Here is a 14,247-nt window from a genome sequence, read left to right on the forward strand (position 1 = left end):
CATATCATTTAGATTTAAGCACATGTCAACTCCAAATTCCCTGTATCAACATTTTTTAAAATACCCTACGATATGCACCGATACAAGGAGCATTACTAAAGACTGTCTTTTCTTTGCCCTTAAAGGCGAAAATTTTGATGCCAACTCCTTTGCGGAACAGGCATTAGCGAATGGTGCTGCACATGCGATCATTGATAATCCCGCATATTTGATTGACAAGCGCTGTATTCTAGTGCCTGATGTATTAACTGCGCTCCAGGAACTGGCTAAATACCACCGCGAACAATTAAATATTCCTGTGATCGGTTTAACCGGCAGTAACGGAAAAACAACGACCAAAGAACTGATCAACGCCGTTCTTTCTGAGAAATACCAAACATTTGCCACTAAAGGCAACCTGAATAACCACATTGGTGTCCCGCTTTCCCTGCTTTCCCTAACGAATGAAACAGAAATAGCAGTGATAGAAATGGGCGCAAATCACCAAAAAGAGATCGAGTTTTTATGCGAACTCGCACAGCCAACACATGGCCTCATCACCAATATTGGCATGGCACATCTGGATGGCTTTGGAGGATTTGAAGGCGTCAAGAGAGGAAAGGCCGAGCTTTACACCTACCTGAAAAAACACGATGGAACCGCTTTCATCAACCGCGATAACCCGTATTTATTAGAAATGACCGCTGTTGCTGAATTGACAAAAACGGTATATTATGGCAGGGAAGTCAACAATGCTATTTCGGGTAAGCTGTTGAAAACCGACCCTTTCCTGGAACTTTCCTGGACAGATCAGATGAGAAGTCAGCAGGTACAAACCCAGCTTACGGGGGCTTATAATTTTGAAAACATGCTGGCCGCAATTTGTATCAGCCATTTCTTTGGCCTGACTGCCGAACAAATCAACGCTGGATTATCGGGGTATCAACCTAAAAACAACCGTTCTCAATTGAGCAAAACGGATAAAAACACCGTGATCTGTGATTTCTACAATGCCAATCCAAGCAGTATGACCGCGGCCCTAGCCAATATAGAGTCTCTTTCTGCCGACAAGAAGGTAGTCATCATAGGAGATATGTTTGAGCTGGGCAGTGAATCTGCTGCACAGCACCGCCTGATCATTTCTGAAGCAGAAAACACCAATGTAGCAACCCTAATTTTCATTGGAAAATATTTTTACGAGCAAAAAGGGGATCACAGAGGTCATTTTTTCCAAAATCCAGCCGAAGCTAAAGCCTTCCTGGAACAAGCTTCAATTGAAGATAGCCTGGTGCTGCTGAAAGGTTCAAGAGGAATGGCTTTGGAACAATTACTTCCTTCTTTGTAAGAAAAACTAAAAAAATAGACCAATTTTATTTGAGGGATTGTCTTTTCCTCAATCAAGCGCTAACAGGCTTTTACCAGGGGACTGATAGGGCCTTGCAGGGCCCCAATCCCTGCTAGCGGCTCATCAATAACTACTTAGAGCGCTCGTAGCACTCATCAATGTACAGACAGTTTCCCCTGAAATCTACAGACAGCTCCCCAAGCATTGCAAACTGCGATCTATCCTAATCTTTAATGGTACCTTTAATGATGATGACTAGAATTCATCAGAAGAATTGAAACCATAAACCAATTATCATGGCAATCATGAACCACAGTGCCTTGGGTATCCCCAATGGAAAAATCGGAAATTTAGTCTTCTATCTTTTAAAAGACAAACTGATCTGCAAGGCAATCGGCAAGCAAGGCCCTGCAACGCCACTACAGCTGGCGAACCGTCAAAAGATGGCCGTCACCATGAAACTGCTCAGTCCGATGGTCAAATACCTCGACCTGGGATTCGCAATAGCGGTAAAAGGAACCGATAGAAATGCCCATAATCTGGCTACGGCTTACCATAAAAAACACGCTTTGAAAGGGGAATACCCTAACATAGAAGTGGATTATGAACAGGTGATCATCAGTCAGGGAACACTCGCTGTAATTCAAGGTGTAAAGTTCAGCAAGGCAGCGACAGGCCTAAATTTTACCTGGGATACCAGTCAGAAAACTGAAAATGGGGAGTACGATGACCTGGTTATGATTATGGTTTGCTATACTGCTACTCAAAAAGCAGATTCTTACCTAAATGCGGCAAAGAGATGTGATGGTGTTCATTTTATAGAGATGCACCCAGAAGATCTTGCAAAACCAATGGCCATATACATGAGTCTTAGGGCTGCAGATGGAAAGCGTATTTCGGACAGCAAGTACCTCGGTGCTTTAAATGTCAAACCTATGGCTGAATAGTGGAAACTTTTATACCCGCGTCGCTGATCCCTTTTAATGGATTATCCCGCATATTTTGCTCCAATTCCACCTCATATTTTCCCGGAGAAGGGAACTTATAATTGGTCAATAAAGGCAAAGTATAGGTGTAAAGGTTACCGGAACCAGAACCATTCCATTGGCCATCGGGCTGTGCTAAACGGTATTCGTAACGTCGGATTACTTTTTTATCTCCTTCTTTGCGCATATGCATCAACACAAAGATGTTAGAATAGCCATAATCAGCAGTATGGCGAAGCTTAAAATAGATATTATAAGGCTTGCTGCTATCGATAATGTCGATTACCGCTTTTACCCTATGGTCATAGCTCCAGTTTCTGGAGGGCATAGAAACATTGTTATCAATCAAATTATGGGTATCACAGCCGCTCGAAAGAGTGGCCATGATACCCGTAATTAGCACTAAAACTGCTTTAAAATTATTCATTTGCAGGCTTATCCGTTGGTTTTTTTCTGCGGTTATTATTTCTGTTTCTATTGTTGCGGCTCTTTGCAGGAGGCGTTGTGCCATCTGCCGCAGGTGCTCCTTCTGCTGTTAGACCTGATTCTCCAGCTGCATTTGGCGCTGGTCTTGGTGCTTTTGGTTGTACGTTTGGATTACCTCCCTGTGCTTTTGCATTTCCAGCAGGACCTTTATTTTGACCTTTCTGCTGCCCTGCGTTACCGCCTGGCTGCTGTGCTTTTACTGTCGGACCTGATTCTCCAGCTACATTTTGAGCTGGTCTTGGCGCTTTTGGATGTGCATTTGGGTTACCTCCCAGTGCTTTTGCATTTGCATTCCCAACAGGAACCTGCCCTTTTGGCTGTGCATTTTGTCCGCCAGCTGCAGGTACATTTTTATTCCCTTCCGAACGTTCCGGACGTGGTCTGGTTGGTTGTCCAGGTCTGTTTTGCTTCTCTGGCCTTGCCGTTTTATCGTTTCTGTTAGGATTATTATTTGCTTTTTGCTCCCCGGTACGAGGCGCATTATTTCTATTGTTGTTATTGTTGCGGTTGTTTTTATTCCTGGGCTTATCGTCCAGACGTGTTAAACTATCCTGTCCAACTACATTTTCATAATCAGGAGTCTTCTCGATTACTGTGTTTGAAACCAGTTCTACTGCTTCTTCCTTTAGATTATTAGGCTTCAGGCCTTTCTTATTCATGGCCATAATCTCTTTCACACGGTCCACTTTCAGCGGAATCCAATCTTCCATATTAGGATAGCTGAACCACATCAATTTCTTGAAAATATCAGTTTTTTGGTGACGTGCCACGCCAACTTCTGTCTGTAGGTTCTCAATACGATCAGGAATGTCTTTCAAAGCATCCAGATACGTATCCAGCTCATAGTTTAAGCAGCATTTCAACTTTCCGCATTGTCCGGCAAGCTTCAAAGTGTTTAACGACAAGTTCTGATACCTTGCAGCGGCGGTAGATACCGTTTTAAAGTTCGTCAGCCAGGTAGAACAGCACAATTCACGACCGCATGAGCCGATTCCGCCCAGTCTGCCGGCTTCTTGTCTCATTCCGATCTGGCGCATTTCAATCCTGATTCTGAACGTTTCTGCCATTTTCTTGATCAGTTCTCTAAAATCTACACGCCCTTCAGCAGTATAAAAGAAAGTTGCCTTGGTTTTATCACCCTGGTAATCTACATCGCTGATTTTCATCGACAAACGTAAATCTAAAGCCAGCGTGCGGGCCTTATGCATGGTCTCCCATTCTAAGCCTTTTGCCAATTTCCATTTCTCTACATCTGCTTCCGTTGCTTTCCTGTAAATCTTTCTGGTCACCTGATCGAGCGGGGTCTTACGACGTTTCATCTGCATGCGCACCAATTCTCCGGTTAGAGAAATGTGACCTACGTCGTAACCTCCTGTAGGGCCTTCTACGGCCACTAATTCACCAATTTCAAGATAGATATTCTCCGTATTCAGGAAAAATTCTTTCCTGGCACCTTTAAATTTAACTTCTACTACTTGAAAAGGTATATAATTTGAGGGCATGTCTAAATTCGACAGCCAATCGTAAACTTCTAATTTCTGACAGCCGCCAGTAAGGCATGAGCCATTACTTTTGCAGCCCGAGGGGGCGCAACCGCCACCTGTAGAACAACTTCCACATCCCATAGTTAATTGTATATATATTGAGTCCCTTTCGGGAGCGTTTTAAACTTAATTATTTTTACCAATTGTAAAGATACATCTAAAAACAGAATTTTAGGGTTAGCGTTCCTTTCGATATGGTAATGAGCGCGTTCCAGTTCCTGGATAATGGCCTCCGCCATCGGTAAATCTAATACCTTTTCGCTCAGCTTTTTTGCGGTATCTAATGTTCTTGCGGGCAGTTTCACCAGTACTTCTGCATCACTGAGCAGCAGACTGCATTCCCGCAGAAAATTAATTCCATATTTTAAAAAATTCTTTTGATTTTCTCTTCCCCAACCGGCAGCCTGATCCACAAAAGTAGTCAGTTCCAACACGCGGTTGCCATAACCCATCCTCAGCCATTCGGCAAATTTATCAGCATTGCCATTTTGAGTATTGGCCAGTAACAGCTTGGCTTCAATCAGATTTCCATCCGCCAGAAAGCTATATTCTGTAGCCTGTTCTTCCGGCATGCCGTGTTTTTCGGTCAGGTAATTTTCAATTGTTTCATGTGATAACTTCGGAATCTTCACAATTTGCGTACGCGACAGCAAGGTTGATAAGATCTGCTCCTGGTTATTCGCCACCAACAGGAATAAAGTGTTTGCAGGTGGTTCTTCAATGATTTTCAACAAAGAATTCCCCTCACGATCCAGGTATTCTGGCAGCCACATGATCAAAACCTTCGTCTCTCCTTCAAAAGCTTTATAACTCAGCTTTTTTATAATGTCATGACATTCGGCAATGTTGATGTTGGCCTGTTTATTCTCCGCATTCAGTTTTGAACGCCAGATGTCCATGTCAAAATAAGGATCTTCGAGCAGCATACTGCGCCATTCGTCGATCACATCAACAGCAATTCTGGCATCTTTAGAAGCGAAAAAAGGATAGGAAAAATGCAAGTCTGGATGGATATATCGCTCGTACTTCCGACAGGATGAACAGGCTCCACAGCTATCATTATCCTGCTTATCCAGGCAATTGATGTATTGTGCGTAGGCGATTGCCAGAGGCAGAGCACCACTCCCTTCAGTAGACAGAAATAACTGGGCATGACTCACCCTGTTTTCGACAACGGTTTGTACCAACTGTGCCTTAATCTCTTCCTGTCCGATGATGTCTTTAAATTGCATTTGGTGCAAAATAACAATTTTTTAGATTATTGATTTGCATATTTGCATTTATGCCTAGAATTCTAGCTTTTGATTACGGAACTAAACGGATCGGAATAGCCGTTACAGACCCCTTGCAGATTATTGCAACCGGGCTGGACACCATACATCCGAAAGATATCATCGAATACCTGAAAAAATATATGCTCACAGAAGCAGTGGAAGCCTTTGTACTCGGAGATCCCATACAAATGGACGGTACACCTTCAGAATCCAAACAGCATGTAAAAGGTTTTGCGAAGATATTGAGGAGAACCTTCCCAGACATCCCGCAATTTTGGATCGATGAGCGATTTACTTCTAAGCTTGCCCATCAAACCATCATGCAGAGTGGCTTTAAAAAACAGGACCGAAGAGATAAAGACCGGGTAGATACTATTGCAGCGACCATCATCCTGCAATATTTTATGGAACAGCCTCGTTAATAGTACAATTTTGATTTGCAAGGCCGATTCAGATAAAGCACACGCTTGCTATATTTAAGGCCTCAAACCTGGTTTACTGGAGGAATAAAACAGATCTAATTAAAGAATAAGAATGCCGAATAATTAAATTATGAGCCTGATTAATGACGATATGCAGCAATTGCTGCTCAATTACTGCGAACCGGAATCAGCGTTACTGAAAAAAATAGACCGCGAAACCAACCTTAAAGTGCTGATGCCGAGAATGATTTCCGGTCATTATCAAGGTCGCGTATTGAGCTTTTTAAGCAAAATGATCGCTCCGCGAAGGATTTTAGAAATTGGTACGTTTACCGGATACGCCACAATTTGCCTGGCTGAGGGTTTAACAACAGATGGAATCATCTATACCCTCGATAAAAATGAAGAACTGGAAGAAATGGTACTGCGCAACCTTGCTGCCGCCCCAAATCCAGAAAAAATCCTTTATATTTTAGGGGATGCTACGGAAACTATCAACGGGTTGGAAGAGATTTTTGACCTGGTATTTATCGATGCAGATAAAAAAAATAACGGCACTTATTACGACCTGATTTTCGATCGTATACGCCCTGGAGGATTGATTATCGTAGATAATGTGCTTTGGAGTGGAAAGGTCTTAAAGCCCGCACAGGATAAAGAAACTAAAAATATAAGTACATTTAATGATAAAGTAGCGGCCGACGACCGCGTAGAAAAACTGATCCTCCCCATTAGGGACGGACTGTTTATCATCAGAAAAAAATAAGATATGGTTAAAAAACTATGGTCGATTTTGCTCATCATCACACTTTTTAGTGTGGCTGCGCAGGCCCAAAGTACAGAAGATTATATTACAGAACGCGTAGATCATGCCCAAGAGCTCATGCGCGAAAATGGAATCCCGGCCAGTATCATTATCGCCGTTGCGATTCACGAATCGGCCTCCGGACAAAGTAAAATTGCCCGATATATGAACAACCATTTCGGCATTAAAGGCCCCAATAACAATACGGAAATCCGTTCCGCTTACCGTGATTACGACTCAGTAGAGGCCTCTTATGATCATTTTATTGAGTTTTTGAAAAGCAGGGCAACTTTCAGCCCCTTATTTGAAAAATATAATCAATATGATTACCGGGCCTGGGCCAGGGGCATACAGCGCGGTGGTTATGCACACAGCAGATCATGGTCCTCACAAATCGTTGGTCTCATCAAAAAATACGAGCTTTACCAGTATGATGAACGACCTGAAGATTATGTAGAACCTGCAGTTGTGGTCAGCAGTCATACCCGGAAAAGGACTTCTGCTGCTACAGGAAGAAGATATACCGTAAAAAGTGGGGATAATTTAAGTACGATCGCCAAGCGTTACCATACCAGCACTAAAGCAATTATGAAAAAGAACGGATTGAAGAGCATACGCCTGAAACCCGGACAAAAAATAAGAATCTAATGAACAATAATTTTCTAATGAAAAGTAGAGTAGTCTTGCTTGCCCTGATTTTCCCGCTATTCTTTGCCTGTAAAACCAAACAATACAGTCGCAATAACAAGCAAATTGAAAAGGCAGCCAATAAAGCAAACCCAAATATGCCTTCTTATACCACTTTGAACTACATTGAGTCGTTTAAAGCAGTCGCAATTGAAGAGATGAATGCTTTTGGAATTCCAGCAAGTATTACCCTGGCACAAGGAATTATTGAATCCGGCAGCGGAAACAGCAGTCTGGCCAAGTTTGCCAACAACCATTTTGGGATTAAATGTACTTCTGAATGGAAAGGAAAGGCGTATTACAAAGACGATGACAAAAGTGACGATTGCTTTCGCGTGTATAAAGATGCTAGAGAATCTTATAAAGACCATTCACAGTTTCTCAAAAGAAAGCGTTACAGCTTTCTATTTGAGTTAGACAAGAACGACTATAAAAACTGGGCTTACGGCTTGAAACAAGCAGGATATGCCACCAATCCAAAGTATCCGACCATGCTGATTAACATCATTGAGAAGTACCAGTTAAATCAATATGATCAATCGGAAACAGAAAGAGAAAAATTGAAAAGAGAGGATAAAGTATTCACTGAAATCAATGCAGGCATCACTGAGGAAAAGAAAAAATTCACGCCGGTAGCGACGCCACCATCTAAACAGGTCATTAAAACACCTGCAGATACCAGTGGTACAGTGCCATCAGGACCAGGCTCTGTAGACCCCCCGGGTCCGGATAAAACCTATACTGTGCAAAAAGGAGACACCTTGTATAACCTATCTAAAAGATTCAACATTAGTATTGAAGACATCAAAACCTTGAATTCGCTATCAGAAGAAGGCATTAAGATCGGCCAGAAACTGATCCTGATTAAATAAAATGAATCCAATAAAAGCAGAACTAATCCTACTCCTATAAATCAGGGCTTAGTTAAATAATGTTAATATTTAATTCGAAATATAGATATCTCGTAATTTTGTAGGCAATGAAGCGGTTAGGTTTATTCTTGTTACTTTCTTTTCTAAGTTTTAAAATTTTTGCACAGCAGCCTGTAGTGCAGGGATTTGTCATTGACAAAGAATCTAAATTGCGATTGGCAAAGGTATATGTATACAATTCCAGTAAGGACGAAGGTATTTACAACAATCCAAAAGGAGAATTTAGCATCAAAGCTTCGGTTGGGGACACGTTATTTGCCGTATTACAAGGTTATGCGCTGGATACCTTGGTTTATAAAGGCCAGAAAGCCGTCTATTTTCAATTGAAATCATTAGGTATTAATTTAAGAGAGGTGGCGATTATTGGCGAAAAATACACTCCTCAGCAACGTCATGAACTTACTTTAAAAGAGTACAAATACGCCTTGGATAAAGGCAAGGCCAAGGACTTGCTCAATCTAGGCACAGGTGGCGTCGGACTGGGTATTGATGCGATTTACAACCTGTTGAGCCGAGATGGCAAGAATGCCAGACACCTGCAGCAGATCCTTGAAAAAGACTATAAAGAAGCAATTATTGACTATCGGTTTAAGCCCGAATATGTGAAAAGGGTACTCCATATCGGTGACTATGAAGCCGCAGATTTTATGCAGCAATATCGCCCTACGTATCAGTTTGCATTGACGGCATCCGATTATGCCTTTATTGTGTTCCTGAAAAACAGTTATGCGAGCTATAAGCGAAATCCAGCCGCATTCCGGCTTAAGCCGCTCCCAAAATTAACGGTTGATGAGTTTTGAGGTCTTTCTTTTTGATATGGCCCCGGATGTCTGCCAATGCAATGGCCATCTTTCCCTTTATCATTTTACAGCATAAAGCGCAAAAAACCAATCCAACCTTAATTAATCATGAGCGCATTCACCTGCGTCAGCAGCTGGAGCTCCTGATCCTTCCTTTCTATATTTTATATGGCCTGAACTATTTGCTGAACCTTTACCGCTTCAAAAATCACTATCTTGCCTATTTTAACATCCGTTTTGAGCGAGAAGCCTACGCAAATGAATCAGATTTAGGCTATTTGAAAAGCCGTAAATGGTTTTCATGGTGGCCTTACCGTGCTGAAAAGCCGTAAATCCCTCAGCATCTGCAATTAGTTTGCTATTAAACTTTTAATAAGCAACATTTTTGTTTTTCTTTGTAGGAATGAAGATTTTTTACGCCAGCTTCTTTTTGATCTTAGTCGTGTCCCTCAATTCAGCATCTGCTCAGGAAGTAGACAGCATTCCAATTGATACTAAAGGTTTAGACATTAAACTTAAACGCAGCCCCCTGCCTTCGAGAACGGGAAACCTAAATTTTAAAGCGGTGCCTCTGGCGCCAATTGTTGTGAATGCAAAAGTAAATTACTGGAAGACCAGAACTTCTGTGGGCATTAATTTCTCCCAGGCTGCATTTTCCAACAACTGGACTGGTGGTGGAGTAAACTCTGTAGCTTTAGGTGGCGTAGTCAATTACAAGGCAGAATACAGCAAAGAAAACTACAGTTATGTAAGTGAACTGATCCTGGAATATGGAAAAGTGAGAAATAAAGGACAACTCCAGAAAAAAACAAGAGATCGTATCTTTTGGGATAATAAAGCGGCAATCCAGCTTTCTAAGAACTGGTATTTCTTTGGTTCCATCAACTTTGAATCTCAATTCGACAAAGGATTTAGGTATTTTAATGATGCCGCAGGAGTGGAAAGGGAAATCCTGACCTCCAAATTTATGTCGCCCGGTTATTTAACAGAATCTATGGGTTTTGAGTATAAGCCAAATAAGTACTTCTCTACCCGAATTGGTACAGGTACTGCGAAACAAACTTTCGTGCTTGCACCAAATGAACTGTTCATCACCCCTCCTGATTCAGTCAACCGCAGTGAATCTAATTACGGGGTACCTAAAGGAAAAAAATTCAGAAATGAGCTGGCTTTCCAGGTGGTGAGTAATTTTGAGAAAGAAATTTTCACAAATACAGTGCTGAAGGCCAGGTATCAGATGTTTATTCCTTACGACAGAGCTTTGTCAAACATCGATCACCGTTTGGATATCACCCTAACCTCTAAGCTTAACAGGCTGATGAATGTCAGTTTAAATGGTGTTGGTTTGTTAGATAAAGATACAGATCCTAAGATTCAGGCGAATCAGACACTTGCTATTGGCGTGATGTTTGTTTTCCCGAGGTAATACTTTATAAATATTGCCATTTCATTCGGCCAAAATTAATAACTTTGGCTTTCACAAAAAATTGAACACTAAGCATTAAATAAAATGTTTGAAAATTTACAGGATAAACTAGACCGTGCATTTAAAGTTTTAAAAGGACAAGGCAGTATTACAGAAATCAACGTGGCCGAAACCATGAAAGAAATCCGTAAGGCTTTGTTGGATGCCGACGTAAATTACAAAACAGCCAAGAGCTTCACAGATGATGTGAAGGAAAAAGCACTTGGTTTAAATGTACTTACCGCTGTTTCTCCAGGTCAGTTGCTGACTAAAGTAATGAACGATGAGCTGACTGCCTTAATGGGTGGTGAAGTGACAGAGTTAGATTTAAAAACCAATCCAACCATCATATTGATCGCCGGACTGAATGGTGCGGGTAAAACTACTTTCACTGGAAAACTGGCCAACTATCTGAAAAGTAAAGGCAAGAAACCTTTATTGGTTGCAGGTGATATGTATCGCCCTGCGGCGGTAGACCAGCTTCAGATTCTTGCGGAGCAGATTGGCGTACCAGTATATGCGAACCTTGCGTCGAAAGATCCGGTAGCCATTGCTATGGAAGGTATTGCGGAAGGTAAAAAGAACCATAACAATGTAATTATTATTGATACGGCAGGTCGTTTAGCAATAGACGAGGAGATGATGAATGAGATCGCTGCCGTAAAAGAACATACAAAACCCCACGAAATTCTATTTGTGGTGGATGCCATGACCGGTCAGGATGCGGTGAATACTGCAAAAGCCTTTAACGACAGGTTAGATTTTACAGGTGTGGTATTGACCAAATTAGATGGTGATACCCGTGGTGGTGCGGCATTATCGATTAAATCGGTAGTAAACAAGCCGATTAAATTTATTGGTACCGGTGAGAAAATGGAAGCCCTGGACGTGTTTTATCCAGAAAGGATGGCTTCACGTATCCTGGGTATGGGTGATGTGGTTTCCCTTGTTGAGCGTGCACAACAGCAGTTTGATGAGAAAGAAGCGGCAGAACTTCAAAAGAAAATCCGCAAGAATAAGTTTGACTTCAACGATTTCTACAGCCAGATTCAGCAGATCAAGAAAATGGGTAACATGAAAGACTTGATGGGCATGATTCCAGGCGTGAGCAAAATGATGAAGAATGTGGAGATCGAAGATGATGCTTTTAAAAATGTGGAAGCAATTATTCAGTCGATGACCAAGTACGAGCGTGAAAATCCGGATAGCATTCAACAAAGCAGACGCGCAAGGATCGCTAAAGGTTCTGGAAACAAAATTGAAGATGTAACGAAACTGATCAAACAGTTCGAAGATATGCGTAAAGTAATGAAGCAATTCTCAAATCCTGCAGCAGCAGCGAAAATGATGAAAAATATGCCTAAAATGCCAATGGGCAGAATGTAGGTAAAACGCTTCAAAAAGAATAATTTTTGACAATTTTAGAAAACCCGGCCCTTCAAGGCCGGGTTTTTTATTTGTGGTTTATTTAAGTTTTATTTGAGGGAATCTAACCACTGTATAGTTGATTCGCATAGATTAGACCATAACCCGATCTCTTAATTATGCTGGTAAAAACTTATGGAAGCGCTGTTTTTGGCGTCGATGCACTGACCATTACGATTGAAGTCTGCATTGGTGGCGGCAACAAATACCATATTTTAGGTTCGCCAGACCATACGATCCGGGAAAGCCTGAGAAGGATAGAGAGCGCAATCCAGACTGCTGGACTAAAAATGCCCAGACAGAAGATTGTGATCAATCTGTCTCCGGCTGGAATCCGGAAAGAAGGCGCCGCTTACGACCTTCCAATTGCCATCGCTATTCTCGCCGCTTCAGGGCAAATAGAAGCACTCCATACCGATCAATACTTCATGATGGGAGAACTCTCCTTAGACGGCGGTTTACAGCCAATCAGAGGAGCCTTACCGATTGCTATACAAGCACAGGCTGCCGGATTCAAAGGTTTCATTCTCCCTAAAGACAATTCCAGCGAAGCGGCCATTGTCAGTGAACTGCTGGTTTATGGAATGGATAACCTATTGGAAGTGGTTTCCTTTTTTAAGCTTCCGCTATCGGAGAAGCCTCCCCATACTTTACTCGCGACAAAGAATCCCTTTCCTGTGTCAGCTGATTTTGACTGTGATTTCGCTGATGTGAAAGGTCAGGAGAATATTAAGCGGGCCTTAGAGATTGCAGCAGCCGGTGGCCATAACCTCATTTTAATTGGCCCTCCTGGAGCCGGAAAAACAATGCTAGCAAAGCGATTGCCCAGCATTCTACCACCATTAAGTATTCCAGAAGCCCTGGAAACTACTAAAATACATTCCGTTGCGGGAAAATTAAATGGCCTGGATGCTTTATTGAGCAGTAGGCCATACCGCTGTCCGCACCATACCATTTCAGATGTGGCATTGGTAGGTGGTGGCGCAAACCCACAACCCGGGGAAATTTCCCTGGCCCATAACGGTGTATTGTTCCTGGACGAACTCCCAGAATTTAAAAGAAGCGTGTTAGAGGTGATGCGGCAGCCGTTAGAAGACCGTAGCATCACAATTTCCCGAGCGAAATTAAGTGTCAGCTACCCGGCTAGCTTCATGCTGATTGCTTCTATGAATCCCTGTCCATGTGGTTTCTATAACCATCCTACCAGAGAATGCAGCTGTGCCGGAGGTATGGTACAAAAATACCTGAGCAAGATTTCCGGGCCACTGCTGGATCGTATAGACCTTCATGTGGAAGTCACACCGGTAAATTTTAAGGAGTTAACTTCTGAGGTCGCTGCCGAGAAAAGCGAACGGATCAGAGCAAGGGTGATTGCCGCAAGGGCAATTCAAGGGATGCGCTTCCAGGGAAGACCTGATATGCATTGTAATGCACAAATGAATGCGAATATGGTACGGCAGGTCTGTCAGATCAATGCCAAAGGACAGTCGCTGATTAAAAAAGCGATGGAAAGGCTGGGCTTATCGGCCAGAGCTTATGACCGGATTTTGAAAGTTGCAAGAACCATTGCAGATCTTGCCGGTACAGAAGATATCAGATCTGAACATTTAGCAGAAGCCATCAATTACCGGAGCCTGGACCGGGAAAGCTGGACACCATAACTACATAAAAACCAGACAAACCGCTGATGATTTACAAGAGGCTAGAAAGGAAGCTGCAGAATTTAAGGTAAATACAACTTGAGTTTAAAACCAGGAAGGCGCAACCCATAAGTTACGCCTTCCTGGTTTTATAGATTAGGCCTCGTCATCTTCATCGTATTGCTCCTCGCCCTCTTCGTCTTCCTCTTCTACTTCCGGGACATACGCCAAGATTTCTCTGCCGATATTATTGATCTCTTCGTCGATCTCGAATAAAGGCAGTGCGGTTTCTTCATCCAGTTTCAACCATTGAAGGTCAGTATCTTTTTGAATGTGGGCATATTCTTTACCTTCTTTAAAAATCACATAAGTATCATTTCCTTCTGGAAATACCGCGTAACTCACATCCCCTATTTCAATATCAAAAGGCTCTTGCATAACGTTTTATTTTCTATTT

The 14,247-nt window shown here is 42.3% G+C and carries 15 protein-coding genes; 11 read left to right on the forward strand and 4 right to left on the reverse strand.

Features of this window, described 5'->3' with window-relative positions:
* The first annotated feature begins 22 nt into the window (after positions 1-22).
* Positions 23-1,324 (forward strand): UDP-N-acetylmuramoyl-tripeptide--D-alanyl-D-alanine ligase, encoded by a 1,302-nt coding sequence (locus tag AQ505_RS00045; RefSeq protein ID WP_062546285.1) that lies wholly within the window; start codon positions 23-25, stop codon positions 1,322-1,324.
* A 296-nt stretch (positions 1,325-1,620) separates the two neighbouring features.
* Positions 1,621-2,271, forward strand: a complete 651-nt coding sequence (locus tag AQ505_RS00050; protein WP_062546286.1) for a DUF6266 family protein — start codon at positions 1,621-1,623, stop codon at positions 2,269-2,271.
* Here AQ505_RS00050 and AQ505_RS00055 read toward each other — a convergent pair.
* From AQ505_RS00055 to AQ505_RS00065, 3 genes are read right to left on the reverse strand one after another with little or no spacing between them, the layout of a single operon-like run.
* Positions 2,258-2,695, reverse strand: coding sequence for a gliding motility lipoprotein GldH (locus AQ505_RS00055; protein WP_231634994.1), 438 nt, complete (start codon positions 2,693-2,695; stop codon positions 2,258-2,260). The two genes, AQ505_RS00050 and AQ505_RS00055, sit on opposite strands and share 14 nt — an antisense overlap.
* Positions 2,696-2,729: 34 nt before the next feature.
* A complete protein-coding gene (ricT, locus tag AQ505_RS00060; protein ID WP_442952121.1) occupies positions 2,730-4,421 on the reverse strand; it encodes a regulatory iron-sulfur-containing complex subunit RicT in 1,692 nt (563 codons plus the stop codon).
* Positions 4,422-4,423: 2 nt separating this feature from the next.
* On the reverse strand, positions 4,424-5,572 hold the full coding sequence (locus tag AQ505_RS00065; RefSeq protein ID WP_062546289.1) for a DNA polymerase III subunit: 1,149 nt from the start codon (positions 5,570-5,572) through the stop codon (positions 4,424-4,426).
* A 50-nt stretch (positions 5,573-5,622) separates the two neighbouring features.
* Between AQ505_RS00065 and ruvX the strand changes: the two genes are divergently transcribed.
* The 9 genes from ruvX (at position 5,623) to AQ505_RS00110 (ending at position 13,811) form a co-directional block, all read left to right on the forward strand.
* Complete coding sequence (gene ruvX / locus AQ505_RS00070; protein ID WP_062546290.1) at positions 5,623-6,036, forward strand: Holliday junction resolvase RuvX; 414 nt, start codon at positions 5,623-5,625, stop codon at positions 6,034-6,036.
* Between the two features lie 130 nt (positions 6,037-6,166).
* A complete protein-coding gene (locus tag AQ505_RS00075) occupies positions 6,167-6,802 on the forward strand; it encodes an O-methyltransferase (protein WP_062546291.1) in 636 nt (211 codons plus the stop codon).
* A 3-nt stretch (positions 6,803-6,805) separates the two neighbouring features.
* Positions 6,806-7,489, forward strand: coding sequence for a glucosaminidase domain-containing protein (locus AQ505_RS00080; protein ID WP_062546292.1), 684 nt, complete (start codon positions 6,806-6,808; stop codon positions 7,487-7,489).
* Complete coding sequence (locus AQ505_RS00085; RefSeq protein WP_249762029.1) at positions 7,489-8,400, forward strand: glucosaminidase domain-containing protein; 912 nt, start codon at positions 7,489-7,491, stop codon at positions 8,398-8,400. Before AQ505_RS00080 ends, AQ505_RS00085 begins: the two co-directional genes overlap by 1 nt.
* Positions 8,401-8,507: 107 nt before the next feature.
* Positions 8,508-9,260, forward strand: coding sequence for a hypothetical protein (locus tag AQ505_RS00090; RefSeq protein WP_062546294.1), 753 nt, complete (start codon positions 8,508-8,510; stop codon positions 9,258-9,260).
* A gap of 26 nt (positions 9,261-9,286) precedes the next feature.
* Entirely contained in the window at positions 9,287-9,592 is a 306-nt protein-coding gene (locus tag AQ505_RS00095) for a hypothetical protein (RefSeq protein WP_157262153.1), read from the forward strand.
* Between the two features lie 71 nt (positions 9,593-9,663).
* Positions 9,664-10,686 carry a DUF3078 domain-containing protein gene (locus tag AQ505_RS00100; protein WP_062546295.1) on the forward strand — a complete coding sequence of 341 codons (1,023 nt, stop codon included), beginning with the start codon at positions 9,664-9,666 and terminating at the stop codon, positions 10,684-10,686.
* Between the two features lie 84 nt (positions 10,687-10,770).
* Positions 10,771-12,111 carry a signal recognition particle protein gene (gene ffh, locus AQ505_RS00105; protein WP_062546296.1) on the forward strand — a complete coding sequence of 447 codons (1,341 nt, stop codon included), beginning with the start codon at positions 10,771-10,773 and terminating at the stop codon, positions 12,109-12,111.
* A gap of 158 nt (positions 12,112-12,269) precedes the next feature.
* Positions 12,270-13,811, forward strand: a complete 1,542-nt coding sequence (locus AQ505_RS00110) for a YifB family Mg chelatase-like AAA ATPase (RefSeq protein ID WP_062546297.1) — start codon at positions 12,270-12,272, stop codon at positions 13,809-13,811.
* A gap of 135 nt (positions 13,812-13,946) precedes the next feature.
* On the opposite strand, the gene AQ505_RS00115 is transcribed toward AQ505_RS00110, so the two are convergent.
* Positions 13,947-14,228 (reverse strand): hypothetical protein, encoded by a 282-nt coding sequence (locus AQ505_RS00115; protein ID WP_062546298.1) that lies wholly within the window; start codon positions 14,226-14,228, stop codon positions 13,947-13,949.
* Positions 14,229-14,247 lie beyond the last annotated feature (19 nt).

This window comes from Pedobacter sp. PACM 27299, from assembly GCF_001412655.1.
Lineage (GTDB): Bacteria > Bacteroidota > Bacteroidia > Sphingobacteriales > Sphingobacteriaceae > Pedobacter.

Excerpts from the sequence above, each read along its gene's own strand:
- ruvX (WP_062546290.1), top strand. The coding sequence starts at position 5,623 with ATGCCTAGAATTCTAGCTTTTGATTACGGAACTAAACGGATCGGAATA.
- ffh (WP_062546296.1), top strand. The coding sequence starts at position 10,771 with ATGTTTGAAAATTTACAGGATAAACTAGACCGTGCATTTAAAGTTTTA.
- AQ505_RS00090 (WP_062546294.1), top strand. The coding sequence starts at position 8,508 with ATGAAGCGGTTAGGTTTATTCTTGTTACTTTCTTTTCTAAGTTTTAAA.
- AQ505_RS00085 (WP_249762029.1), top strand. The coding sequence starts at position 7,489 with ATGAACAATAATTTTCTAATGAAAAGTAGAGTAGTCTTGCTTGCCCTG.
- ricT (WP_442952121.1), bottom strand. The coding sequence starts at position 4,421 with ATGGGATGTGGAAGTTGTTCTACAGGTGGCGGTTGCGCCCCCTCGGGC.
- AQ505_RS00065 (WP_062546289.1), bottom strand. The coding sequence starts at position 5,572 with ATGCAATTTAAAGACATCATCGGACAGGAAGAGATTAAGGCACAGTTG.
- AQ505_RS00110 (WP_062546297.1), top strand. The coding sequence starts at position 12,270 with ATGCTGGTAAAAACTTATGGAAGCGCTGTTTTTGGCGTCGATGCACTG.
- AQ505_RS00050 (WP_062546286.1), top strand. The coding sequence starts at position 1,621 with ATGGCAATCATGAACCACAGTGCCTTGGGTATCCCCAATGGAAAAATC.
- AQ505_RS00045 (WP_062546285.1), top strand. The coding sequence starts at position 23 with ATGTCAACTCCAAATTCCCTGTATCAACATTTTTTAAAATACCCTACG.
- AQ505_RS00095 (WP_157262153.1), top strand. The coding sequence starts at position 9,287 with ATGTCTGCCAATGCAATGGCCATCTTTCCCTTTATCATTTTACAGCAT.
- AQ505_RS00055 (WP_231634994.1), bottom strand. The coding sequence starts at position 2,695 with ATGGCCACTCTTTCGAGCGGCTGTGATACCCATAATTTGATTGATAAC.
- AQ505_RS00075 (WP_062546291.1), top strand. The coding sequence starts at position 6,167 with ATGAGCCTGATTAATGACGATATGCAGCAATTGCTGCTCAATTACTGC.
- AQ505_RS00100 (WP_062546295.1), top strand. The coding sequence starts at position 9,664 with ATGAAGATTTTTTACGCCAGCTTCTTTTTGATCTTAGTCGTGTCCCTC.
- AQ505_RS00080 (WP_062546292.1), top strand. The coding sequence starts at position 6,806 with ATGGTTAAAAAACTATGGTCGATTTTGCTCATCATCACACTTTTTAGT.
- AQ505_RS00115 (WP_062546298.1), bottom strand. The coding sequence starts at position 14,228 with ATGCAAGAGCCTTTTGATATTGAAATAGGGGATGTGAGTTACGCGGTA.